The organism is Streptococcus caprae (genome assembly GCF_042649745.1).
Classification (GTDB): Bacteria; Bacillota; Bacilli; order Lactobacillales; family Streptococcaceae; genus Streptococcus; species Streptococcus caprae.
This window is the reverse complement of the sequence record NZ_JBHRZV010000032.1, coordinates 53,252-77,242: the sequence shown is the minus strand read 5'-3', so window position 1 is coordinate 77,242 and position 23,991 is coordinate 53,252. Positions and strand designations below refer to the sequence as shown.

The window sequence follows — 23,991 nt, the reverse complement described above, 5'->3', positions numbered from 1 at the left end:
GAATTTATGTCAGAAAAAATTGCAGTATTACTTCCTGCGTACAATGAAGAAGTAACGATACAAAAAGTTATTCGAGATTTTCAAGCCGTTTTACCGGAATCTGATATCTATGTTTATGATAATAATTCAAAGGATAGAACTAATCAATTAGCACGAGAAGCTGGAGCGATTGTCAAATTTGAACCTCGACAGGGTAAAGGTAATGTTGTCCGCTCAATGTTTAGAGAAATTGATGCAGACTACTACATAATGGTGGATGCTGATGATACTTATCCCGCATTAGAAGTTGAAAAGTTATTAGAACCACTACGTTCTGGTATGGCAGACATGACAATTGGTGATCGTCTTTCTAACGGAACTTATGCGAAAGAAAACAAAAGAGGATTTCATGGTTTTGGGAATAATTTGGTGAGAAATCTTATCAATTCTCTTTACAAAGGAAATTATAATGATATTATGACAGGATATCGTGGATTTAATCGTCTATTTGTTAAAACCTTCCCTGTGCTTTCTCCAGGTTTTGAAATCGAAACAGAATTGTCTATTCACTCATTAGATAAGCGCTTTAAACTTGTAGAAGTTCCTATTACTTATCAAGATAGACCTGAGGGAAGTGAGTCCAAACTAAATACTTTTTCCGATGGGTTCAAAGTTCTAAGAATGATTTTTAACTTATTTAAAGATTATAAACCGTTACTATTCTTCAGTATTGTAACAGCAGTTTTATTTATCTTTGGACTGATTTTTGGAGTTCCAGTTATCTCGGAATTTACTAAAACTGGACTGATTTCAAAAATGCCATCCGCTATCTTAGCTACTGGATTTATGATTTTAGCTGCCTTATCTTTTGTTTCAGGTTTTATTTTGGACACCATGGTTCGTCAAAACCGCATGCAGTATGAACTTAAAGTTTATGATTATTATGAGAGAAATAAATGATAATGGAGTTTATTTGAAATGTTTAGGAGTTTTGCTGAAATTTTAAAATACCGTTATATTATTGCTCTAATATGTTTTTTCTTGGGTGTTTCACTTAACATTAATGGGAGTTCATCGTTAATTTGGACAAATTATGGCATTAAAGAAACTGTTACAGGAACACAAGAAAATCTAACAGTTAATGAAGATAATGATTCTATTAAGAATTGGATGCCGCATTTACCAGATGATGAGGGGATAATTTTTGGGATTCCTAGAGCAATCCGTTCAGATGAGTGGTTAGTTCAATCTTCTTATTTTATCTCACAAGTTAATTCAGATTTAAATTTAATTAATGAAAATTACGGTGAGTCTGGTTTGAATATGGTTGTTGCTTATAATTCTCCGGTGAGACACATTTCAATTATTGGAAAACCCTTTAATTGGGGTGCATTATTTTTAGATGCCTCACACGCAATGTCATGGTACTGGGTCTCTAAAGTCATTCTCTATTTATTAGTTTCTTTTGAATTTTTGATGATTTTAACTCAAAAAAATAAATTTTTATCTGTTCTCGGTTCCTTTGCCATAACCTATACGCCAACTATTCAATGGTGGTTTATGCAACATTTGGGAGATCTTGCATTTTTTACAATGTTAGCTATTGTTTGTATTTACCATTTTTTTGACAGTAAAAGAACTCTGAAAAAAATTATTTTTGCTTCACTTCTTACCATATCTTTAATAGGGTTTGTTTTAGTAATTTACCCAGCATTTCAAGTGCCTTTCGCTTATATTATTGGTTTGTTTTTCTTTGTTATTTTCTGTCAAAATATAAAGAATAATGTTTTAACTAAGATTGATTTTTGTATCATGGGATTTAGTTTACTTACAGTAGGTTTAGTTATTGGAGTGACACTTTATCAAAGTTGGGATGCACTGACAGCTTCTCTAGGGACTGTTTATCCAGGTAGCCGTGTATCAACAGGTGGTGAGATACAACTCTCTCAATTTCTTACGATTTTTTCAAATGTATTTTTACCATTTAATTTTCCAAATGTTTTAAACCAAGTTGAATTGGCTAGCTCTATTAATTTTCTTCCTTTTATGGTTATTTTGCCATTTATTTTTAAAATAAGAGATTTTAAAATAAATTGGTTTCCAATAACCTTATTAATTTTTTGTTTAGTGCTAGCTTTTTATGCTTTGCTTGGCATACCGGTATTTGTATCTAAATTCACATTGTTCAGTTTTGTTACAGGTAATCGAGCATGGCAAGCTATGTCAGTCATTGCTGTATGGGTGACTATTTGGTTTGTTGATTTTCTTTGGAAAAACTTAGAATCACTTCGATATATTTTGCCATTAACCTTGTTTATTCTATTAATTCTAGGTATTTTTACATTAAGAGACACTACGTTAACATCTTATATATCAACGAAATTGATGTTGCTATCATTGTTAATATATGGGATTAGCTTTGTCGCAGTTCTCTTTAAGAAGAAATCACTGTTTGTGACTTTATTTTTGGGAATGATTTTTGTTTCAGGATTTACTGTAAATCCTATCGTAAAAGGATTAGATATAATCGATGATAGATCGTTGAGTAAATCTATTAAAGAAATTGTTAACAATGATCCTGAGGGTACATGGGTTACAGATAGTAATATGCTCTATAATTTTCCTCAAATGTTTGGTGCTGATTCTATTGATGGAGTTCGCTTTTATCCCGATTTTGGGGAGATGAACATTTTGGATCCAGAACAGGGATATGAGGAGAACTGGAATCGTTATTCGCATGTAAAGGTTAGTTTAACTACAGGTCAAACAACATTTTCTAATTCTAGTCCTGATGTGCTAGATTTAGGCTTAAATGAAGATGACCTTCAAAAGTTAGGAGTAGACTACGTTCTTACTCAGAGAGAGTTGGAACAATTGTCAAGTAAATTCCAATTAATTTACGGACCAGATAAAGACGGGAATAGGATTTATAGGTTTTTAGGAGAATAGTTGTGAGAGATAAGAAAGATATCATTTTTTTTATTGCAATATTTTTTGTAATTGTATTCAAAATAAAATTATTATTGGATAGTCCTTTGGCACTTAATGTCAACACTGGATTTGATGATTTATTACAAATAAAAAATAGTTTAAGCATTGTGTCAGGCGATTGGTTGGGGAAAGAATATTTCTTTACGACAATGGCAAAAAATGTAAGTTATCCATTTTTTTTAGCTATATCAAACTTTTTTAATTTACCTTATGGGTTTTCATATGGAATTTTTATTTCTATCTCTTGTCTGATATTTTTGAAAGCAATCGCTCCAATTTTTAATAGTAGGATAAAATTGTTTTTTATATTTATTTTTATAATGTTTGTTCCTATCAGTTTTGATGCAACATATAGAATATATAGAAATTCTCTCGTTCCATGGAGCGTACTTATGATTCTTTCATCTTTTATTGCCATCTATATTCGTCGCGAGTATAATATAAAGAAATTGATACCTTGGTCAATCATTGGATTTTTTGCTTTGGGATTTTTTTGGTATCTAAGAGAAGATTCTATTTGGATTACTCCGTTTTTTATTGTTGTAATACCAATTTTCTTTACTAGTTATTATTTACGGAGTGGACAAATTAAAAAGGTTTTAATAAAAACTTTAGTCATTGTTTTTCCTCTATTCGGAATTGGTGTTTTTGGAAGTTTGATTTCATTTAAGAATTATCAAGAATATGGAATATGGGCTGTTAACGACAGAACAGCAACAGAAGCTCCTAAACTAATGTCATTAATTTATAAAATTGATGATGGTAGTAATACTGATAAAGATGTTTGGGCTTCCCGAAAATCTTTTGAATTAGCGATAGATGCTAGTCCAACCCTAAAAAAATATGAAGAAATAATATTATCATCTTATGGTTTGTGGGCAGGAGATGAGGCAGATATAAAAGGGGACATTAGTTATTGGGCATTAAGGTTTGCTTTTGAAGAAGACGGTCTATATCATAATAATGCTGAGAAAACTAATGAAGTTTATAAAAAATCTTATAGTGAACTTCAAGACGCTTTTGAAAAAGGAATTTTAAAGAAGAAGAAGGGAATCTATTTATCATCTCAAACTGGAGCTTTTCAATTATCTGATTTTAGACAAACTTTAGCAATGAGTCTCCCTGTTACAAAGGAATTTCTATCATATACAAATACAAGTCTAAGTGAAAATTATTTAAATTATTCTTCTTTGTCGAATTCTGATTTAATTTACTTTGAAAATATATTAAATACAAATCTTCCTAGAACTGATGAACAGCTTTTAAATCTTGAATTACCTATTAATTATGAAAATTATTCTCTTGATTTAGCTAGCGTTGATAACGAAGTTGTTCTAGTTAATAATAATATAAAGAGAAGTAGAAAGAATAGTTTTCAAATTCAGAATACAATTACATCATTTTATATTAAATTATCACCATTATTGGTTATAGTTTCTTTTTTGGGATATTTGATATTAATTTTTGATATATTTAATATCAAAAATAGATTTTCTTTAGAAATTTTTTTAATAATCACAGGATGTGTTCTTTTAGGCTTTGTTAATATTTTTGTAGTTGTTCTTTTTTCAAGATGGTTAGCCTCAGAGCCTACTAGTTACATTTTTGGATACTATGCTTCTTCTTCATATTTATTGTATTCACTTGCTATGCTATTAGGTATGTTTTACTTTTTTGAGGTTATTAGTAAACTAAAATTTTTCAAGAAATTTATTTTTAGTAAAATTTCTTAATAAATTTTTTACTATAATTTTGTTCTTTAAAACTGAATCAAAATACAAAGAATCTAATAAGACCTATTATGAAGTTGTATAGCGATGTAAATATGTTGGTTTTATAAATTGAATTTGATAGGAAACTTAAAATGATTAGCGATTCGCTGGTCATTTTTTATGTACATTAATTTTTCTCTGTATTCCACTAAAATTTCCTCAATTCTAATGGATATATGAAGACTGATTTCTGTCAAATAAACTAAAGTTTTTCTATTTTTCCGAATAGTATAGTGTAGCTACTCAACATATAATTATTTAGGAGAAAAATCATGAAAAAAGTAAAATCAATGTTGTTTGCAAGTGCAGTTTTAGGAACAATTGGATTGGCTTCAAATGTATCAGCCAATTCAGGAGTAAATACTTTCATTTCTGACTATAACCAGTATGATGGTACATATACTGTACAAGCTGTACAAGAAGAAGGTGGTAAAACCATTAGTAAAATTGATATGGCAATCTGGTCAGAAGAAGATGGTCAAGATGATATTAAATGGTATAGTGTTCAAAATAATAATTCTAAAAATGTTAGTTTTAAGTTTGATGTTGCGAACCATAATAGAAGAGCAGGTACTTATAATACACATGTTTTTGTAACTTATACGGATGGTACAAAAGATGGTAGAGTTTTAGAACAAAAGGTTATTTCTACTTCTGGATCAACGATTAGTCAAAATGGTAATAAAATAACACTTCATAATAAAATTTTACCTCAAAATGGAACTATATCTACAGCAGTATGGTCCGAGGAAAATGGCCAAGATGATATTAAATGGTATAACGCAGATAATAATGGTGATGCAATTGTAGATTTAACATCTCATAAAGGCTATGGTAAGTATAATATACATACATATGTATTCAATAATGGTACTGCAACTGGAGTTGGAGTTCAAACATATGATGTTGCTAAACCAGAATTACAATATCAAATTACTAGAATTCAAGATACTCAGTATCGTGTGACAATTTCAAATGTTCCAAATGAAATGAAATTAGTTTATGTTCCGACATGGACAGAAATAAATGGTCAGGACGATTCAAGATGGTATGTAGCTAATAAAATTTCTGATGGCACATATCAAGTTGATATTCCATTAAAAAATCATAACTTTGAAGTAGGACAATATAGCATGCATATCTACGGCTATAGTAATACAACAAATAAATTGGAAGGTTTGGCTATAACACCTGGATTTGTACCAGGTCAGATTTCAAATTTTGAAAAACCAAGCGTTAAAATTGTTGATCATAAACCAAATGAAGGTTTATTGACAGTAAATGTTAAAGAATCAGACTACAGTAAAAAAATCAAAGAAATAAAAGTAGCTGCTTGGTCTGAACCTAATCAGACGAATTTAAAATGGTATAACGTAACTCCATCTGGATTGGACACTAATATTAAAGTGGATGTTAAAAATCATGGCAATAAGAGTGGCCAATATCCTGTACATACCTATATCTATTACACAGATGGTAGTTCAGACTTTATCGTACTTCCAACCACCCAACTCAATGCTGTTTCTACATCTGGTAAGATTGATGCAGGAACTCCAGATTCTCTCAATACTTATCCTGTTGGTCAATGTACCTGGGGTGTTCGTAAGCAAGCTAGTTGGGTTGGAAATTATTGGGGCAATGCAAAGGACTGGATTGGTTCTGCGCGGGCTCAGGGATTTACCGTAAATCAGACGCCAGCAGTTGGAGCAGTGGCAGTGTGGCCTCGTGATGGTGTGATTGGTGGAGTTGTTTATGGACATGTGGCCTACGTTGTGGACGTTGAATCTGCAACTAAAATTCAAGTGAAGGAATCTAACTATGCTGGTCGTATGTATGTTGGAAACTTCCGTGGCTGGTTTAATCCAAAAGCTTCTACCTGGGGTGGAGAAGTGTATTATATTCATCCTAAAAAATAGTCGTTAATAGTGATAAAAGTTGATTACAGGTATTATAGCCTGGGATCAACTTTTTCATTTGCAAATGATACAGATTTTGGTATACTAATAAAGTCTTATAAGGGGTCGTTACGGATTCGACAGGCATTATGAGGCATATTCTGCGACTCGTGTGGCGACGTAAACGCTCAGTTAAATATAACTGCAAAAAATAACACTTCTTACGCTTTAGCAGCTTAATAACCTGCGGGCGTGACTGACGGCCGTTTGCTTACGGCAGCCTGATGTCTTAATTTAGTAAGCTGGCTGAGTTGGTTTGTTTCGTCTAGCTCAGTGAGATTTAGAAACTCGCTGGTGACAGGCTTGAGTGGTGTGTCGGTAACCAGTTAAAGTAAGACATCACCTATGGTTGTAGACGAATGTGTTGGCAGGTGTTTGGACGTGGGTTCGACTCCCACCGGCTCCATAATTACTTCCGATAGTTTCGGATATTGAAAGAAAACGTTGAGAAATCAACGTTTTTTGCTTTTTTTCTTGTTCAAGGGAGAATATGTTTTTTTGGCCTTTGCGAGGTTAGCTCAATAATACCACTTTTTCCATAGTATCAATTACTCTTTTTATTGTAAATTTAGGAAAATGCTGTGATAGAATTTGGATAATTTCGTTATCAGTTATTCCTTCATGTGGGTCATCAATAAAGACTTTTGATTGTAAAAGTAAAAAAAGAATTCGTTTTTGAAGTTCAGAGTAGTTTGTTTTCTCTAAATAAAGGCTGTAGTCATCAAGTATAGCATTTTTCTCTTGTAAAGTTGCTATAATTTCTTGTTGCCCATTTTTTAAAATTTCCATCAGATATAGGACGAAGAAGGTACCTTCAGCCTTATTGTCAAAATCTCCTGTAATTTTAAAAGCATCATAATATTTTTTCTTTTCTTGGTTGATTTGCTGAGACATGACTAAAGCAGAAAAAATGTCTAGCTTACGTGCTAGGTAACTTGCAAGAATGTAACGTCCTGTTCTCCCATTGCCATCATAAAAAGGGTGGATGTTTTCAAAAAAGTAGTGGGCTAAGAAGCTTTTTATTAAGACAGGTATAGTGTGATCATTGATAAATTTAATCCACGAGAGAAGCATAGTTGATATTCTATCTTCGTTACTTGGAGGAATGTGTTCAGCCTTATAGGTGTTAGCATTAATTACTGAAACAGAACCATTTCTAAAGAGTCTACCATCTAGAACGTCTTCAGTATCAATCTCGTCGTTAGTGAGCTGGTCGTAGATGTCTCTGATGGTTTCTAATGAATCGATAGTTAGAAAATTATTTTCTCGAATATCATTGTAGAGTCGTACGGTAGATTGCAGTCTGATGTTTTCTTTAGTTTTTTGTTCAAGAGATTTATGAGCAATGGAAACTTCTTTGCGAGTTGTTCTAACACCTTCGATTTCGTCTGTGCTAATGACAGCTCTATAGAGCTGTTCATTGTAAAACTGTTCCTTAGCAACTCCAGGTAATTTTTGGGACAATTCTAAAATTTGCTTTGAGTTATCTTAGATTTGTTGATTGAGGAGTTGAATTTCGTTTAACGGAACTGAAAACAATTCAAATTGGTTACTTGCAAAACTACCACGTTTGACGAGATTGGGAAATAGTTGAGTTTTAGTTGTACCGAAATCCTTATATCTTTTCTGATATTCCTCGTCGATAGTTTTATTATTCATAAATTTGATGATTTTTAGCGGTTTGTTTTCTATCTTTTAAAAATATCTATTTTTCAAAGATAATAACACAATAAAGATAAAAAAACTATAAAAAGTATAAGTTTATAATTTAAAAATAGAGATTGTAAAGTAAGCATGACATTGTAGTCCTTAATAGACTAAAGAAAGAGGTTAGGCAAAAAATTGGAGATTATAAAATGACTTATAATCTTCAATTTTTGCTTTCCTTTGAGAGTTTGAGATTATTTTTGAGAAAGTGGAGTCATTAAAGGAGTTACTGTACACTTTTCTTATAAAAATATGGAGTTGGAACTTGCATTAGTCGTCAGATTTAGAGTTCTGGCATTCTTCTGAGATATCAAGTATATCAGCTACAGCAGTTCTCTCATAGTGATCTTTGGTTTTTAGGACGATTTCTACCTGAGAGATGACTGAGATTGTTCCGATGATTACCTTAATAGTCCTTTCGTTTAAAATGGTGAAAGAAGCTAGCTGTTGAGCACTATAGAGTTGAGAGATTAGCTGATTTTTTTCAGATACGGTTAGGTTGGAGGGAGACTCTATTATGTTTTGGTCATTTAGCAATGCAGTAGTATGCTCAGAGAGAAAAAAGCCCATCCATTTTTGCATTTTTGGATCATGGTAATGCCGGGCAGATGAAAAGGGGAGGTAAGAGCGATCAACCATATGAAATCTCCTTATTTTAACGCAGTCCTTCTAAACCTCCTGCGGAGTGACCACCTGTTAATCGACTTCGAGCGATGGCGCGTGAATGATTTAGAAGAGTTGAACCTTTTTGGATGGCTAAAAAGCCAAATTGATCACGGATGTCATCAATGGTAGCTTCAAGTTGATTATAACGTTCTGCTTGTTCATAGTCCTCAAATAAGGATATTGTAGAATAGTTTTCCGTAGTAAGCCCTCCGTAGGAGATGCCAATTTGTCTGACGGCTCCTGTTTTGTAATGGTGACGAAAGAGCTTAGTGACCTGGTGAATCAGCTCTTTCGTTTGTTGTGTTGGTTCAATGGTTTGTTGGACATTCATGGGGCGTTTTCTTTCAGATTTTGCATAACCCACATGGAGATGAATGACGGTCGCCTTTTGATGTTGTCGCCTTAATCGAATAGCGACTTGCTCTGCCATTTCTCGGATGACCAATTCGATATCTTTTTGGAAGAGGTAGTCTTTGGGAAGAATTTGAGAGTTACCGATGCTGTGAGATTTAGGCTGATAGGGCTGATGAACATTACTCTCATCAACTCCGTTAGCATGAAACCAAAGTTGGACTCCCTTTAGCCCAAATTCTTTTTGAAGGAGGTCAGGATTCGCATGAGCCAATTCTCTAACGGTGTGAATCCCTAATTTCTGGAGCCGAAGGGCAGTTCGCTGACCAATCCCCCAAAAGTCAGTGAGTTCAGGGATAGCCCAAACAGTATTTTCAATATTTGAATAGGACCAGTTGGCACGCATTGTTTTAGTTTTCTTAGCTTCATTGTCTAGGGCTAATTTAGCTAGAAGTGGATTGCTATTGCTCATCCCGACAGTAGCAATAAGACGAGTGTTATCCCAAATTTCACGCTGTAGCATAGAGGAAACGCGATCGAGTTTAGTTTTGCGAGACTGAGTCTCTCCGGGAATAAAATAATTGAGAGACCCTGTTAAATCAATAAAACCTTCATCAATTGAATAAGGAAGAATATCTTCGGGACTGGCGTAGTTAGCGAAAATTTTTTGAATTTCCAAGTTTTTTTCGATATAACGATCCATACGTGGAGGAACGATAAGAGTTTGCTTAGCCCAAGTTTCAATGAATTGGACCATAGCAGAGCTACAGTCTAATCCTCGTCTCAAAGCTTTTTCATAAGAGAATCGACGGGTCTCGATGTCAAAAGGTAAATCATAAGCCCTCCCAACATTTGATTGTCCAAAAATCTTTTTAAATAGAGGTGATGAAGCCAATATAAGTCCAGCTGAATGATCGGCCCGACTCATAACACACAAGGAGGTTCGTAAGGGATGGAGTCCCCTGTCTACACATTCAACACTGGCATAGAAGGACTTCATGTCGATAAATGCAATATCTGAAACCGGCTCACGGCTATAATCAATGATTCTCATAACGCCTCCTTTGTTGTTTTAATAAACAACAATATTATAACAAAATTTATTTGAGATGCAAGGAAAAGTTGAGAGGGCTAAAAATAACTTTGAAAACGCTTTACAAAATGATAAAAAAATGATAGTATGATGGCAAGATATGGATTGTGACTGGTCATGCAGGCAAAACCTAGATAAATATGAGATAAGTAGGGCATTTTTAGCTCAGTTTTTTGCTTGTCTAATATTTGTTTAGGTTTTTTTCATTAAAAAACAATTATTAAATTTATTATCTTTAGGAGGGATAATGATGAAAAAAAGTTTTAAGCTAGTGACTCTAGCGGGTGCTGCATTGGCCCTAGTGGCTTGTTCAAATCAGTCGTCTGAGAAGACTAGTAGTAAGTCGTCTCAATCAGCAGACTTGACTCTACGTGAGACAGCCTTTGGTTCAGTACAAGGGGTTGATGCGGGTAAAGTTTTAACCTGGTATGGTGTTCCATATGCGGGCGACGTCTCTGGTGAAAATCGCTGGATCGCTCCGCAGGATCCTGAAAAATGGAGTGAAACTCTCGATACAACCGAGCCAGGAGAAGTAGCCATCCAGCTCAGCAATGGGGAAGTGGTTGGCGAAGAGAATGCCTTAAATCTAGATATTTATCGGCCAGACTCTGAGGCAAAAGACCTTCCTGTTATGGTCTTTATCCATGGTGGGAACAACCAGACAGGAAAATCCACTGAGATTTCTGGGGCTTCTTTTGTCGAAGACCACGATGCCATTGTCGTCTCTGTCAATTACCGTCTAGGGGCATTGGGGTTCAACCCACTTCAAGCCTTAAAGACTGGTACGGATGAAGAAAATTCTGGTAACTATACCTTGCTGGATATTGCAAAATCACTCCAATGGGTACGAGATAACATCGAAAACTTTGGTGGAGATTCTGCTAATGTTACTTTAGCAGGTTTCTCGGCTGGCGGTCGTGATGTCATGGCAACACTCATTTCACCAACTTTTGAGGGACTCTATGACAAGGCTATTTCCTTTAGTGGTGGATTGACCTTGTCTGATACAGCGGCTAGTCAAGACGTATTTGCTTCAGCCATTGCACCTTTAGTTGTAGAAGATGGCGTTAAGTCGAATGAAGAAGAGGCCAAGGCTTGGCTCTTGTCTGATGATGCTTCTGTCAAAGACTATCTGCTCAAGGTTGATGCTGGTCGTTTGGCTGGTTTGATGGGTAATGCCAGTATTCGGATGAGTGTCTTCCCCCACCTTTATACAGATGGAAAAGTCATTCCTGAAGAGGGCTTTGCAACCAAGGACTATAATGATGTTCCTTTGCTTAATCTGACTGGTAGCAGTGAATTCTCACTCTTTAGCTTGTTCAGCCCAACATTTATGTCGGCTGTTCAGGATGGGTCGATTGCGACCAACGAAACCCTTGCTAGTCAATACCAATTTGTAGCCAACTATGGTGGTCAGCTTTATGATTACGCCAATGTCAAGGGAGCTAATGAAAAACTGACTCAGCAAGGTTACACGTCAGATATTTACTCTACAGAGGTTATTTTCGGACACGATAAGGCAGTCGTTGGAGATCAGATGGCGCTTCTAGGAGCCTTTCACGGTGTCTTTGTTCCACTGTTGGATACCAATAGCCAAAACTATGCCAGCTTGGTTGGCGAAGCTTATGCTTCAGATGGTGCACAAGCCCTTTCTAAAACCTTCCAAGATTACCTGTATAACTTTATCAAGACTGGAAACCCGAATGGCGATGGCCTAACCACTTGGAATCCATGGAATGACAAACAAGAGGTATTGCAACTGGATGCGACCAGTGCAGAAGCTCTAGCGACCCTCACCACTCAGGATGATCTTTCTCCAGCAACAGTAATAGAAGCAATCGCAGCTGACACAAGTATATCTGATGTTGATAAGGAAACCATGATTAAGACCGTACTCAACGGACGTTGGTTCTCTTACGAACTCGACAAGGCCTACGACAATCTTTCCGAATTTGATCAGGCCAATCATCAGGAATGAGTTGAGGAAATACTATGAAAATGAAAAAGTTTTTAGGTTGTTGTCTAGCTACTACAACAATTTTGTCCCTAGTAGCTTGCACAACAATACAAAAGGAAGACCCAAACTCTTCCTCGTCTCAACAATCAGCTCATGTAACAAAGGCTCGAACAGTCATTACTACCGATGGTGAAGTCGATGACATGAATTCCATGATTCGCTATTTCTATTATGCCAATGAGATGGACTTAGCAGGAATAGTACTGACGAGTTCTACCTATCACTATGCAGGCGATAAAGACAAAAGGATAGAGCCGTTTAGATGGACGGGAACTGATTGGATTTATGACATGATTGATGCCTATGAAGAAATCCAGCCAAATCTCGCCAAACATGCTGAAGGCTATCCTCAAGCAGAAGCAATTCGTCAGATTACAAAAATAGGGAATATCAAAAATGTTGGAGAAATGGATGAAGAGACAGAAGGCTCAGAGTTTCTGAAAGATCTATTCCTTGATGATGACAATCGGCCTCTCTATGTTCAAACCTGGGGTGGTACTAATACAACTGCTCGTGCATTGAAGTCTATCGAAGAAGAATACAAAGACAAGTCCAACTGGAAAGAAATTCAGCAAAAGGTTTATGATAAGTTGGTGGTCTATATCATTCTTGATCAGGATGACAGCTATAAAAACTATATCCAAAAGTCCTGGCCAAAATTGACAGTTATTAATGATTCCTCTAACTTTTGGCACTTTGCCTACGCCTGGAAATTCCATAGTGACGAAGTTAATACTTATCTTCAAGGGGACTGGAATTATGAAAATATTCAACAGAACCATGGACCACTTCTTGAGAAATATGCGCTCATGGGTGATGGTAAAATCCTTGATGGAGAGCTCGCCGAAGAGCAACGTGGAAGTGAGGACTATCTGAAGAATAATCCTCAATATAGCAAGTATGACTTTATTTCAGAGGGAGATTCTCCATCTTATTTCTACCTTTTCCAAAATGGCTTACAGGATATTACGCACCCAGAATATGGTGGTTGGGGTGGCCGATTTGGACAAGTTTCGGAACAACTTTACCAAAATACTGTTTTAGATTATAATCCATATGCTAAGCGGTTTGAGGCTGAATATAGTTTGATGCGTTGGTTTGATGATATTCAGCGTGATTTTGCAGCCCGAGCTGATTGGGGGATTGCTGATAACTACGAGGATGCTAACCATGTGCCGACAGCTAACGTGAAAGAGGGGCTTTCATTATCTGCAAAGGCTGGAGAATCGGTGACTTTAACAGGAGTTGGAGAAGATCCAGACGGAGACAAGCTAACCTATCGTTGGTGGCGGTATTTCGAGGCAGATACTTATCAAGAATATCATGGTAAAAGTGAACCAATATCGGATAACAGCCTTGGATTGCAAATTAGTTTGTACCGTGAATTGGATAAAGATGAAGTTGTAGATCCTATTGAGCTAGAAGGTGCAGATAGTGAGACAGTTAGTTTTACGGTACCTAAAGATGCCAAATCAGGCGATACACTTCATTTGATTCTAGAAGTTCAAGATAATGGTAATCATAACTTAAAAGCCTACCAACGTGTTATCGTAACTATCAAATAAAGTAATAAAGAGTCTGGAAAAAGCTCTCATATATCAAGTGGCTTAGGATGACGTCATCATAAAACGTCGATTCCTAAGCCATTTTATGATAGTGAATTTTTATCAGCAAGTCTAAATTTTGAATTTTTAGACCTCTAAAATATTTTGTTAGAAAACTAAATTTTTTAAAAAAACTTTTTGAAACCGCTTGACAAAACAAAAAGAAAGGGTTATCATAGTTTTTGTAATTAAACAGGATTGTTACTGGTCAAGCAGGCAAAACCTAAATAGATATGAGATAAATCACGTTTTTGAGTTTTCATCTACGTGTGGTTTATTTGATATTTATTTAGGTTTTTTCTATTTGTTAGAAACACCTGAAAGAAATTTTTTAAGGAGGAGCTAATCATGGGTAAATATACCGAATTAGCACAAGATATCTTAGACCACGTCGGTGGTAAAGAAAACGTTAACAGTCTTAAACACTGTGTGACTCGCTTACGTTTTGACTTGAAAGATGAGTCAAAAGCAGATACTGAATACCTTAAACAACGTGACGGTGTTGTAACAGTCGTTAAGGCTGGAGGGCAATACCAAGTCGTTATCGGAAACCACGTACCAGATGTATATGCTGAAGTGGTACAAGTAGGTGGACTTACAGCTGGTGGTAGCCTTGATATTGATGAAGGTGATGCCCCTAAAGGAAATCTTTTCGACCGTTTTGTTGACTTGATTTCTGGTATTTTCCAACCTTACCTAGGCCCTCTTGCGGCAGCTGGTATTGTTAAAGGTGTGGTTGCTATTCTTGGTGTCAGCTTTGGTTGGTCAACTGGTACAAATGCACTTTATACAATCTTGGAAGCAGCAGGTGATGGATTCTTCCAATTCTTGCCAATTATGATTGCCTTTACAGCGGCTCGTAAGTTTAAGATGAATGAATTTACGGCAGCAGCCATTGCAACAGCGCTTGTTTATCCAACTCTTCCAACATCTGTAGCAAGCTTGACAGAAGCTGGTGTGTCAAACGTTCTTGGCATTCCATTCCAATTGCCAACTTCTGGTTCATACCTTTCAACTGTTATGCCAGTTATTTTGGCTGTTTGGGTCGCTTCCCTCATTGAGAAGTTTATGAAGAAAATCACGCCTGATGTGGTGAAGGTCTTCGTGGTACCATTTGTGGTTATTTTGGTAACTGTGCCATTGACTTTCTTGGTTGTAGGACCGGTTGCTAATATTGCTTCTGATCTTCTTTCTAACAGCTTTACAGCTATCATGAACTTCAGCCCGATTCTTTACGGATTATTGTTGGGAGCTCTCTGGCAGGTATTGGTTATGTTTGGTCTTCACTGGGCAATTGTACCACTGGCTATCTTGCAATTTTCAAACAATGGTTGGACAGACATCTTGTTAGGAGCTGCACTTCCTAACTTCACCCAAACAGGTGTTCTTGCAGCTATCATACTTAAAACGAAAGAACAAAAAGTTAAGTCTGTGGCTATGCCAGCCTTTATCTCATCTATCTTCGGAGTTACTGAGCCAGCCATCTACGGTGTAACTCTTCCAATGAAAATTCCATTCTACATCTCATGTGCAGTTTCAGGTGTTATTGGTGCCGTTCTCTCTATTTTCAAAATTAAAATGTACGCATTCGGTGCTCTGGGGATCTTCCAATTCCCAGCATGGGTTAGCCCAACAGAAGGGTTGACTCCAATGTGGATTGGTGTGGCGTTCATGTTTGCAGCAATTGCGATTTCATTTGTGATCCAAATGGTTGCACCAGTTCCTTACCTCTACGGTGAGCCAACTGAAAAAAAGTAATTGAGGCTGAAGAGCCTGTACAAAACTTAAAAGAAATTCGTCAAGAGATTCTTGCTAGTCCACTTAAGGGTGAAGTTGTAGCCCTTGCAGATGTTCCAGACCCAGTCTTTGCGACTGGAGCTATGGGTAAAGGACTTGCAGTTAATCCTTCAGAAGGTGCAGTTTACGCTCCAACCAATGCTGAAGTTACTCTTGTTTTCCCAACGGGTCATGCCATTGGCTTGACAACAGAAAACGGTGCTGAAATTCTAATCCATATCGGTATGGATACTGTATCGCTTGATGGAAAAGGTTTCACGACCTTGGTTAAGGTTGGTGATAAGGTCCAAGCAGGACAGAAATTGGTGGAATTCGATATTGAAACCATCAAGGCTGCTGGACTTCCAGTCATCACACCAGTTATCATTACAAACACAGCTGAATACGACGATATCTTGACAACCCAAGAAACAACCGTAGCAGCAGGAGATCATTTCCTCACAGCTGTTAAATAGTTTAAAGGGGTCACTGTGACCCCTTTACTAATTTTAAAAAAGACATAAGAAAATACAAAGGAGGCCATTATGGCAAATAAATTCCCTGATAATTTCCTCTGGGGTGGTGCAATCGCAGCTAACCAAGCAGAAGGAGCTTACAATGAAGACGGTCGCGGACTTGTTCAGACTGACGTCACAACTGGTGGAACTAAAAATTCCCCTCGCTATACAACCTACATCGATAAAGATGGCAAGCCGGGCAAGGTAGCTTCTATGGGGCACGCGGGTGTCATTCCTGAAGGGGCGACTTTTGCGGTGCTGGAGGACCATTACTATCCAAACCACAAGGCAGTAGATTTCTACCACCGTTATAAAGAGGATATCAAGCTCTTTGCTGAGATGGGTTACTCTGTTTTCCGCCTGTCTATTTCTTGGGCACGTATTTTCCCAAATGGTAACGACGAAACACCAAACCAAGCTGGTCTAGATTTCTACCGTTCAGTCTTTGAAGAATGTCGTAAATACAACATTGAACCGCTGGTATCTATCTGGCACTTTGATACTCCGCTCAATCTGGAGCAAAACTATGGTGGTTGGTCTAACCGCAAGCTCATTGACTACTATGAAAAGTTTGCCCGTACTATTTTTAATGAATATAAGGGCTTAGTAAAATACTGGTTGACCTTCAATGAAATCAACAACACGGTTATGTTCCTCGACATGCTGAGCGTGATTGCTGGACATGAAGCGACGGATGAAGAATACCAAGTTGCCTACCAGCAACTTCACCACCAATTTGTGGCATCAGCACGTGCTGTTCAAGCTGCCAAGGAAATTGACCCTAACTATCAACTCGGTTGTATGATTTGCGGTATTACCAACTACCCTGCAACCTGTGATCCAGCTGACATCTTGGCGACTGAGCATGCTTGGGAGCGAAACCTCTTCTATTGTGGCGACGTTCAAGTTAAAGGAAAATACCCAACCTATGCGAAACGTCTCTGGAAAGAGCGTAACGTAACCTTGGACATTCAAGAAGGCGACTTAGAAGACCTGGCCAAGGGAACCGTAGATATGTACACCTTCTCATATTACATGTCAGCCCTTGTAACGACTCATAAGGTTGATGACAAGGTCGGAGGTAACTTCTCTATGGGTGCCCGCAATGAATACCTGACCTACTCTGAGTGGGGCTGGGCTGAAGACCCAACTGGTCTTCAGTACTTCCTTGAAAAAATCTATGATCGCTACCAAGTGCCACTCATGGTCGTTGAAAATGGTTTGGGAGCACAAGATGTGGTCGGTGAAGATGGTGTCGTTCACGACGACTACCGCATCAACTACCACCGCAACCACGTCAATGCCATGGCTAAGGCCATTGATAATGGGGTAGACCTTATTGCCTACACAACCTGGGGCTGTATTGACATCGTATCAGCTGGTACAGGTGAAATGCGCAAACGTTATGGTTTCATCTATGTAGATATGGACGACGAGGGCAAGGGAACGCTTGAGCGTACTCCAAAAGATTCCTTCCACTGGTATAAGAAAGTCATCGCTTCAAACGGGGCAGATGTCGACTAATCTAGAAAACCAACTAAAGCTCAGCTCTAGTTGGTTTTGTGTTCGTTCGATACTGTCTTTATTAATAGTTGTAGAGTGTACTGTTAGGAAGTCGCATATTATAAACTGGTTACCTCATTCTTGAATATGTTAGGAGAAAGAGACTAGCTTTTTTATGATTGGCAGGAAATTAGATTTTAGAGTGATTTCAGTGTATAATAGTAGTAATAAGCTTATCAAGGAGGCCAAGATGTTTGCACAGTTAGATACTAAAACCGTTTATTCATTCTTGGATAGTTTGATTGACCTAGATCAGTATATAGAACAGGCTCAAGCATTGGGTTATGAGACTGTTGGAATCATGGATAAGGACAATCTTTATGCGGGCTATCATTTTATCAAGGCCTGTCATTCAGCTGGTATTAGGCCTGTTCTTGGACTTGAGTTGGATCTGATTTACAATGGCAGAGCTATCTCAGCTCGATTTTTAGCTAAGGATACAACTGGTTACCATCAACTGATCAAATTATCTTCCCAGATTATGCAAGGCTGGTCAGAGTTGTCAGATCTAGCGACATATCTAGATGAGCATATTGCTATTATCATTCCTTATGTTGACGGGGTAGAAGAGTTAGATTTACCATTTGAATATTTTATTGGGGTAGACCTAAGCAGCCCTCAGATTGCTTATTCTAAACCTCTTATTCCTCTATATACAGTTCGTTATTTTAGGTCCGAAGATAAGGAAGCCTTGCAGGTTTTACATGCCATTAGGGATAATCAAACCTTAGCTGAGACCGAACCTATTTCAGGTAATGAAGCCTTAATGGCTCAAGATGTGATGACTCAGGCATTCGCTCAACGATTCCCAGAGAGTCTTAGCAATCTGCAATCTCTGGTGTCAAGTATTACTTACACGTTTAATCCACAGCTGAAATTACCACGATTTAATCGAGAAATTCCAGCGGTAGAAGAATTGGCAGAGCGGGCCTATGCGGGCCTAGCAGCAAAATCTTTGTCGGATTTAAGGTATCAGCAACGCCTTCAGAATGAGTTAGACATCATCCATGAGATGGGGTTTGATGACTATTTTCTCATCGTTTGGGATTTGCTTAGATTTGGGCGCAGTCAAGGCTATTATATGGGAATGGGGCGTGGATCAGCTGCAGGAAGTTTGGTAGCCTATGCACTTGATATTACCGGAATTGACCCTGTGAAAAATCAGCTCCTATTTGAACGTTTCCTTAATAAAGAACGTTACAGTATGCCGGATATTGATATTGACCTCCCAGATATTTATCGCCCGGAATTTTTGCATTATGTTCGGGAGCGTTACGGAACTGAACATGCTGCACAAATTGTAACCTTTTCGACCTTTGGTGCTAAACAGGCTATTCGTGATGTCTTTAAACGGTTTGGAGCCCCTGAGTATGATCTTTCAAACTTGAGCAAGAAAATTTCATTTCGTGATACTCTAAAATCTGTTTACGAAAAAAACATGGCCTTTCGCCAAATTGTTCATTCACGTCCTGAGTATGAAAAAGCCTTTGGCATTGCACGTAAAATAGAGGGACAACCACGTCAGACGTCTATTCATGCTGCTGGAATTGTGATGAGTGATGACAATCTTACAGATCATATTCCTGTTAAATCAGGTGAAGAGATGTTGGTGACTCAGTATGATGCTGGCGCAGTAGAAGCAAATGGTCTCCTCAAAATGGATTTTTTGGGGTTACGAAATTTGACCTTCGTTCAAAAAATGCAAGAAAAGCTAGCTGAGGAACAAGGCGTAGTTGTCGATATTTCAAAAATTGATTTAGAAGATGCGGATACATTAGCCCTTTTTGCCAAAGGACAGACGAAAGGAATTTTCCAGTTTGAACAACCGGGAGCGATTAATCTCTTACGTCGTATCAAACCAGCACGCTTTGAAGAAGTGGTGGCCACGACAAGTTTGAATCGACCAGGGGCATCGGATTATATCGATAACTTTGTGAAGCGTAAGTTTGGTCAGGAATCTGTGGATTTGATTGATCCCTTGGTTGCTCCCATATTAGAGCCGACTTATGGAATTATGCTTTATCAAGAGCAGGTGATGCAGATTGCTCAAGTTTTTGCCGGATTTTCATTGGGTAAAGCTGACTTATTACGTCGTGCCATGTCCAAGAAAAATCATGACGACATGCAAAAAATGGAAGCGGACTTTATGTCGGGTGCTCTGCAATTGGGACGAAATCCTCAAACTGCGCAACGACTCTTTCAGATGATGGCTAAATTTGCAGGATATGGATTTAACCGTAGTCATGCCTTTGCCTATTCAGCCCTAGCATTTCAAATGGGCTATTTTAAGGCACACCACCCGAGCATTTTTTACGATATCATGCTCAATTATTCCAGCCCAGATTATCTTACAGATGCACTGGAAGCTGGTTTTAAGTTAGATAGGCTTTCTATTAATACTATCCCTTATACGGATAAAATCTTTAATGGTCTAATCACGCTTGGTATGCGGACAATTAAGGCTCTACCTCGTGATATGGCTTATTGGATTATCGAATCTCGTCCCTTTGCTTCAATCGAAGATTTCTTGGAACGTCTGCCAGAAAAGTATAAAAAACCGGAATTGATAGAGCCCCTAGTTGACATTGGTCTTTTTGATGAGTTTCAGTCGAATCGTCAGATGGTTGCCACTAATTTGGAATCTCTACTGGTATTTGTTAGTGAGTTAGGCTCCTTATTTGCAGATTCAACATTTAACTGGCGTGATATTGAAGATTATAGTACGGGAGAAAAATATCAACGTGAAGTTGCACAACTTGGTATCGGCATTAGCCCTCATCCCCTCAAGCAACTTTATCAAACCTTTAAGCATGAACTGGTTCTTTTTTCAGAACTAGTTGACCATCAAGAGGCAAAAGTTTTAGGGCAAATAGAGTCAGTGCGGACTATCCGAACCAAGTCCCGCGGTGAGCAGATGGCTTTTCTTAAGTTGACAGATGGTAAATTAAGTCTTGATGTGACGCTCTTTCCAGAGTCCTATGAGAAATGGCGGAGCTATTTAGAAGAAGGGCAAATCTACTTTTTCACAGGTAGAATTCAAGAGAGAAACGATAGACTACAAATGATTCTGACAAGTTTGAGTCCAGTTGTAACAGAGAAGTGTTGGATACAGGTTAAAAATCATGATTATGATCAAGAAATTTCTCAACTATTGTCCCAGTATAGGGGGGCTTATCCAGTAATTTTGCATTATGTTGATAGTCGGGAAACTCTGCAGAGTCAAACCCATTTTGTCGAAAAAAGTCAAGACTTAATTAAAAAATTGGAGCCCTATGTCTTGAAAACGGTTTTTCGTTGAATTTCAACGAAAAAAAGAGAAGTTTCACAAATTGTGTGATATAATAGTTTCGTTAAAAATGTAAAAGGAGAATCAGGCAAAATGAAACGTATTGCCGTTTTAACCAGTGGTGGTGATGCCCCTGGTATGAACGCTGCTGTTCGTGCAGTTGTTCGTAAAGGTATTGCTGAAGGCATGGAAGTCTATGGTATTCGTTCTGGTTATGCTGGAATGGTATCAGGAGATATCTTCCCACTTAGCTCACGTGATGTTGGAGATAAGATTTCTCGTGGTGGAACCTTCCTCTACTCTGCTCGTTTCCCAGAATTTGCTACACTTGAAGGGCAATTAGCTGGTATTGAGCAATTGAAAAAACATGGAATCGAAGGTGTTGTTGTTGTTGGTGGTGACGGTTCTTACCACGGTGCGATGCGCTTGACAGAGCATGGTTTCCCAGCAGTTGGTGTACCTGGTACAATCGATAATGATATCGTTGGAACAGATTTTACCATTGGTTTTGATACAGCTGTTACTACAGCGACTCAAGCTATTGATAATCTTCGGGATACATCTTCTAGTCACCGCCGTACTTTTGTCGTTCGTGTGATGGGACGTGATGCAGGTGATATTGCACTTTGGGCTGGTATTGCAGCGGGTGCAGATCAAATCATCATTCCTGAAGAAGAGTATGATTTCAAACAAATCGTTGCGACTATTGAGCATGGATATGAAACTGGTAAAAACCACCATATCATTGTCCTTGCTGAGGGAGTAATGTCAGGTGATGAGTTTGCTAAAAAACTCAAAGAAGCTGGTGATACAAGTGATCTTCGTGTGACTGACCTTGGCCATATTCTTCGTGGTGGTTCTCCAACGCCGCGCGATCGTGTTCTTGCATCTCGTATGGGAGCTCGCGCTGTTGAATTGCTTAAAGCAGGTCGTGGCGGTCTCGCTGTTGGTATCCATAATGAAGAGTTAGTTGAGAGTCCTATTCTTGGTACAGCAGAAGAAGGAGCACTCTTCACTTTGGCTGAAGAAGGGAAAATCATTGTTAATAACCCGCATAAAGCACGTCTTGACTTTGCGGAGCTCAACCGTGATTTGGCCTTCTAAGGTTATTTCATTCATTCGTTACTTAGGTTGTCTTCATAGACAAAAATTACTTAATTTAAAGGGAGTTTATTACACATGAACAAACGTGTTAAAATCGTTGCAACGCTTGGACCAGCCGTGGAAACACGCGGTGGTAAAAAATTCGGTGAATCAGGATACTGGGGTGAACAACTTGACGTTGAAACCTCAGCAGTAAAAATCGCTGAACTGATTTCAAACGGTGCTAACGTTTTCCGTTTCAATTTCTCACACGGTGATCATGCTGAGCAAGGTGCGCGTATGGCAACTGTTCGTCGTGCTGAAGAAATCGCTGGTAAAAAAGTTGGTTTCTTGCTTGATACAAAAGGTCCAGAAATCCGTACAGAAGTATTTGAAGGTGGAGAAGACTTCTTCTCATACACTACTGGTGAAGAAATCCGTGTAGCAACACAACAAGGAATCAAATCAACTCGCGATGTGATTGCCCTTAACGTTGCTGGTGGTTTGGATGTTTTTGATGATGTTGAAGAAGGTAAACAAGTCCTTGTTGACGACGGTAAACTTGGTTTGACTGTTATCGGTAAAGACGTTGCGAATCGTCAATTCATCGTTCGCGTTGAAAACGACGGTCTTATCGGTAAACAAAAAGGTGTAAACATCCCTTACACTAAAATTCCTTTCCCAGCGCTTGCAGAGCGTGATGATTCTGATATTCGTTTCGGTCTTGAAAATGGATTGAACTTCATCGCAATCTCATTCGTTCGTACAGCAAATGATGTTAACGCTGTTCGTGCAATCTGTGAAGAAACTGGAAATGGTCACGTACGTCTCTTTGCTAAAATCGAAAACCAACAAGGTATCGATAACTTGGAAGAAATTCTTGAAGCAGCAGACGGTATCATGGTAGCTCGTGGTGACATGGGTATCGAAGTTCCATTTGAAATGGTTCCAGTTTACCAAAAACAAATCATCGCTGCATGTAATGCTGCTGGTAAACCTGTTATCACTGCAACCAACATGCTTGAAACCATGACTGACAAGCCACGTGCGACTCGTTCTGAAGTTTCTGACGTGTTCAACGCTGTTCTTGACGGTACAGATGCGACTATGCTTTCAGGTGAGTCTGCTAACGGTAAATACCCAGCTGAGTCTGTTAAGACTATGGCAACTATCGCAATGAACGCTCAAGGTCTTTTGAACGAATACGGTCGTTTGTCATCTGAGTCTTACCACCGTGATAGCAAGACTGATGTGATTGCATCTGCAGTTAAGGATGCGACTCACTCAATGCCAATTAAATTGGTTGTTACTGTGACTGAAACTGGTCATACTGCACGCGCAATTTCACAATTCCGACCAGATGCTGATATCTTGGCAGTTACCTTCACTGAAAATGTACAACGTAGCTTGATGCTTAACTGGGGTGTTATTCCAGTTGTGACTGAAAAGCCAAAATCTACTGATGACATGTTTGAATTGGCTGAACGCGTTGCTCTTGAGCAAGGTTTGGTTCGATCAGGTGATGACATCATCATCGTAGCTGGTGTTCCAGTAGGTGTTGCAGGTTCTACAAACACAATGCGTGTACGCACAGTGAAATAATCTTATCAACTAAAACCAGTGAAGATTT

The 23,991-nt window shown here is 38.1% G+C and carries 14 protein-coding genes, 1 other RNA gene and 1 pseudogene; 12 read left to right on the top strand and 4 right to left on the bottom strand.

What is annotated here, in order from left to right:
* The first annotated feature begins 6 nt into the window (after positions 1–6).
* The 5 genes from ACFORF_RS04945 (at position 7) to ssrA (ending at position 7,106) form a co-directional block, all read left to right on the top strand.
* A complete protein-coding gene (locus ACFORF_RS04945) occupies positions 7–939 on the top strand; it encodes a glycosyltransferase family 2 protein (RefSeq protein ID WP_380426046.1) in 933 nt (310 codons plus the stop codon).
* 18 nt (positions 940–957) lie between these two features.
* Positions 958–2,928, top strand: a complete 1,971-nt coding sequence (locus tag ACFORF_RS04940) for a DUF7657 domain-containing protein (protein ID WP_380426044.1) — start codon at positions 958–960, stop codon at positions 2,926–2,928.
* 2 nt (positions 2,929–2,930) lie between these two features.
* On the top strand, positions 2,931–4,703 hold the full coding sequence (locus ACFORF_RS04935; RefSeq protein WP_380426042.1) for a hypothetical protein: 1,773 nt from the start codon (positions 2,931–2,933) through the stop codon (positions 4,701–4,703).
* A gap of 311 nt (positions 4,704–5,014) precedes the next feature.
* The gene (locus ACFORF_RS04930) at positions 5,015–6,658 is read left to right on the top strand and encodes a GBS Bsp-like repeat-containing protein (RefSeq protein ID WP_380426040.1); all 1,644 of its coding nucleotides are present in this window, start codon (positions 5,015–5,017) and stop codon (positions 6,656–6,658) included.
* Between the two features lie 101 nt (positions 6,659–6,759).
* Positions 6,760–7,106, top strand: a transfer-messenger RNA (tmRNA) gene (gene ssrA / locus ACFORF_RS04925).
* 104 nt (positions 7,107–7,210) lie between these two features.
* On the opposite strand, the gene ACFORF_RS04920 is transcribed toward ssrA, so the two are convergent.
* The 4 genes from ACFORF_RS04920 to ACFORF_RS04905 form a co-directional block, all read right to left on the bottom strand.
* Positions 7,211–8,161 (bottom strand): Fic family protein, encoded by a 951-nt coding sequence (locus tag ACFORF_RS04920; RefSeq protein WP_380426038.1) that lies wholly within the window; start codon positions 8,159–8,161, stop codon positions 7,211–7,213.
* A 24-nt stretch (positions 8,162–8,185) separates the two neighbouring features.
* Positions 8,186–8,356 (bottom strand): hypothetical protein, encoded by a 171-nt coding sequence (locus ACFORF_RS04915; protein ID WP_380426036.1) that lies wholly within the window; start codon positions 8,354–8,356, stop codon positions 8,186–8,188.
* 318 nt (positions 8,357–8,674) lie between these two features.
* Positions 8,675–9,043, bottom strand: a complete 369-nt coding sequence (locus ACFORF_RS04910; RefSeq protein ID WP_380426034.1) for a hypothetical protein — start codon at positions 9,041–9,043, stop codon at positions 8,675–8,677.
* A gap of 16 nt (positions 9,044–9,059) precedes the next feature.
* A complete protein-coding gene (locus tag ACFORF_RS04905) occupies positions 9,060–10,475 on the bottom strand; it encodes a Y-family DNA polymerase (protein ID WP_380426032.1) in 1,416 nt (471 codons plus the stop codon).
* 289 nt (positions 10,476–10,764) lie between these two features.
* Here ACFORF_RS04905 and ACFORF_RS04900 point away from each other — a divergent pair, with 289 nt between their 5' ends.
* The 7 genes and pseudogenes from ACFORF_RS04900 (at position 10,765) to pyk (ending at position 23,963) form a co-directional block, all read left to right on the top strand.
* A complete protein-coding gene (locus ACFORF_RS04900; protein ID WP_380426030.1) occupies positions 10,765–12,492 on the top strand; it encodes a carboxylesterase family protein in 1,728 nt (575 codons plus the stop codon).
* 20 nt (positions 12,493–12,512) lie between these two features.
* A complete protein-coding gene (locus tag ACFORF_RS04895; protein WP_380426028.1) occupies positions 12,513–14,096 on the top strand; it encodes a DUF1593 domain-containing protein in 1,584 nt (527 codons plus the stop codon).
* Positions 14,097–14,483: 387 nt separating this feature from the next.
* Positions 14,484–16,387: pseudogene (locus ACFORF_RS04890) on the top strand (beta-glucoside-specific PTS transporter subunit IIABC).
* A gap of 69 nt (positions 16,388–16,456) precedes the next feature.
* Positions 16,457–17,953 carry a glycoside hydrolase family 1 protein gene (locus tag ACFORF_RS04885; protein WP_380426026.1) on the top strand — a complete coding sequence of 499 codons (1,497 nt, stop codon included), beginning with the start codon at positions 16,457–16,459 and terminating at the stop codon, positions 17,951–17,953.
* 229 nt (positions 17,954–18,182) lie between these two features.
* A complete protein-coding gene (locus tag ACFORF_RS04880; protein WP_380426024.1) occupies positions 18,183–21,290 on the top strand; it encodes a DNA polymerase III subunit alpha in 3,108 nt (1,035 codons plus the stop codon).
* An 81-nt stretch (positions 21,291–21,371) separates the two neighbouring features.
* The gene (gene pfkA, locus ACFORF_RS04875; protein ID WP_380426022.1) at positions 21,372–22,382 is read left to right on the top strand and encodes a 6-phosphofructokinase; all 1,011 of its coding nucleotides are present in this window, start codon (positions 21,372–21,374) and stop codon (positions 22,380–22,382) included.
* A 75-nt stretch (positions 22,383–22,457) separates the two neighbouring features.
* Positions 22,458–23,963 (top strand): pyruvate kinase, encoded by a 1,506-nt coding sequence (gene pyk, locus ACFORF_RS04870; RefSeq protein WP_380426020.1) that lies wholly within the window; start codon positions 22,458–22,460, stop codon positions 23,961–23,963.
* Positions 23,964–23,991 lie beyond the last annotated feature (28 nt).

What these genes read in the sequence shown, in the direction of transcription:
- ACFORF_RS04940 (WP_380426044.1), top strand. Translation starts at nt 958, where the DNA reads ATGTTTAGGAGTTTTGCTGAAATTTTAAAATACCGTTATATTATTGCT.
- ACFORF_RS04880 (WP_380426024.1), top strand. Translation starts at nt 18,183, where the DNA reads ATGTTTGCACAGTTAGATACTAAAACCGTTTATTCATTCTTGGATAGT.
- ACFORF_RS04885 (WP_380426026.1), top strand. Translation starts at nt 16,457, where the DNA reads ATGGCAAATAAATTCCCTGATAATTTCCTCTGGGGTGGTGCAATCGCA.
- pfkA (WP_380426022.1), top strand. Translation starts at nt 21,372, where the DNA reads ATGAAACGTATTGCCGTTTTAACCAGTGGTGGTGATGCCCCTGGTATG.
- ACFORF_RS04900 (WP_380426030.1), top strand. Translation starts at nt 10,765, where the DNA reads ATGAAAAAAAGTTTTAAGCTAGTGACTCTAGCGGGTGCTGCATTGGCC.
- ACFORF_RS04945 (WP_380426046.1), top strand. Translation starts at nt 7, where the DNA reads ATGTCAGAAAAAATTGCAGTATTACTTCCTGCGTACAATGAAGAAGTA.
- ACFORF_RS04905 (WP_380426032.1), bottom strand. Translation starts at nt 10,475, where the DNA reads ATGAGAATCATTGATTATAGCCGTGAGCCGGTTTCAGATATTGCATTT.
- ACFORF_RS04910 (WP_380426034.1), bottom strand. Translation starts at nt 9,043, where the DNA reads ATGGTTGATCGCTCTTACCTCCCCTTTTCATCTGCCCGGCATTACCAT.
- ACFORF_RS04915 (WP_380426036.1), bottom strand. Translation starts at nt 8,356, where the DNA reads ATGAATAATAAAACTATCGACGAGGAATATCAGAAAAGATATAAGGAT.
- ACFORF_RS04895 (WP_380426028.1), top strand. Translation starts at nt 12,513, where the DNA reads ATGAAAAAGTTTTTAGGTTGTTGTCTAGCTACTACAACAATTTTGTCC.
- ACFORF_RS04930 (WP_380426040.1), top strand. Translation starts at nt 5,015, where the DNA reads ATGAAAAAAGTAAAATCAATGTTGTTTGCAAGTGCAGTTTTAGGAACA.
- pyk (WP_380426020.1), top strand. Translation starts at nt 22,458, where the DNA reads ATGAACAAACGTGTTAAAATCGTTGCAACGCTTGGACCAGCCGTGGAA.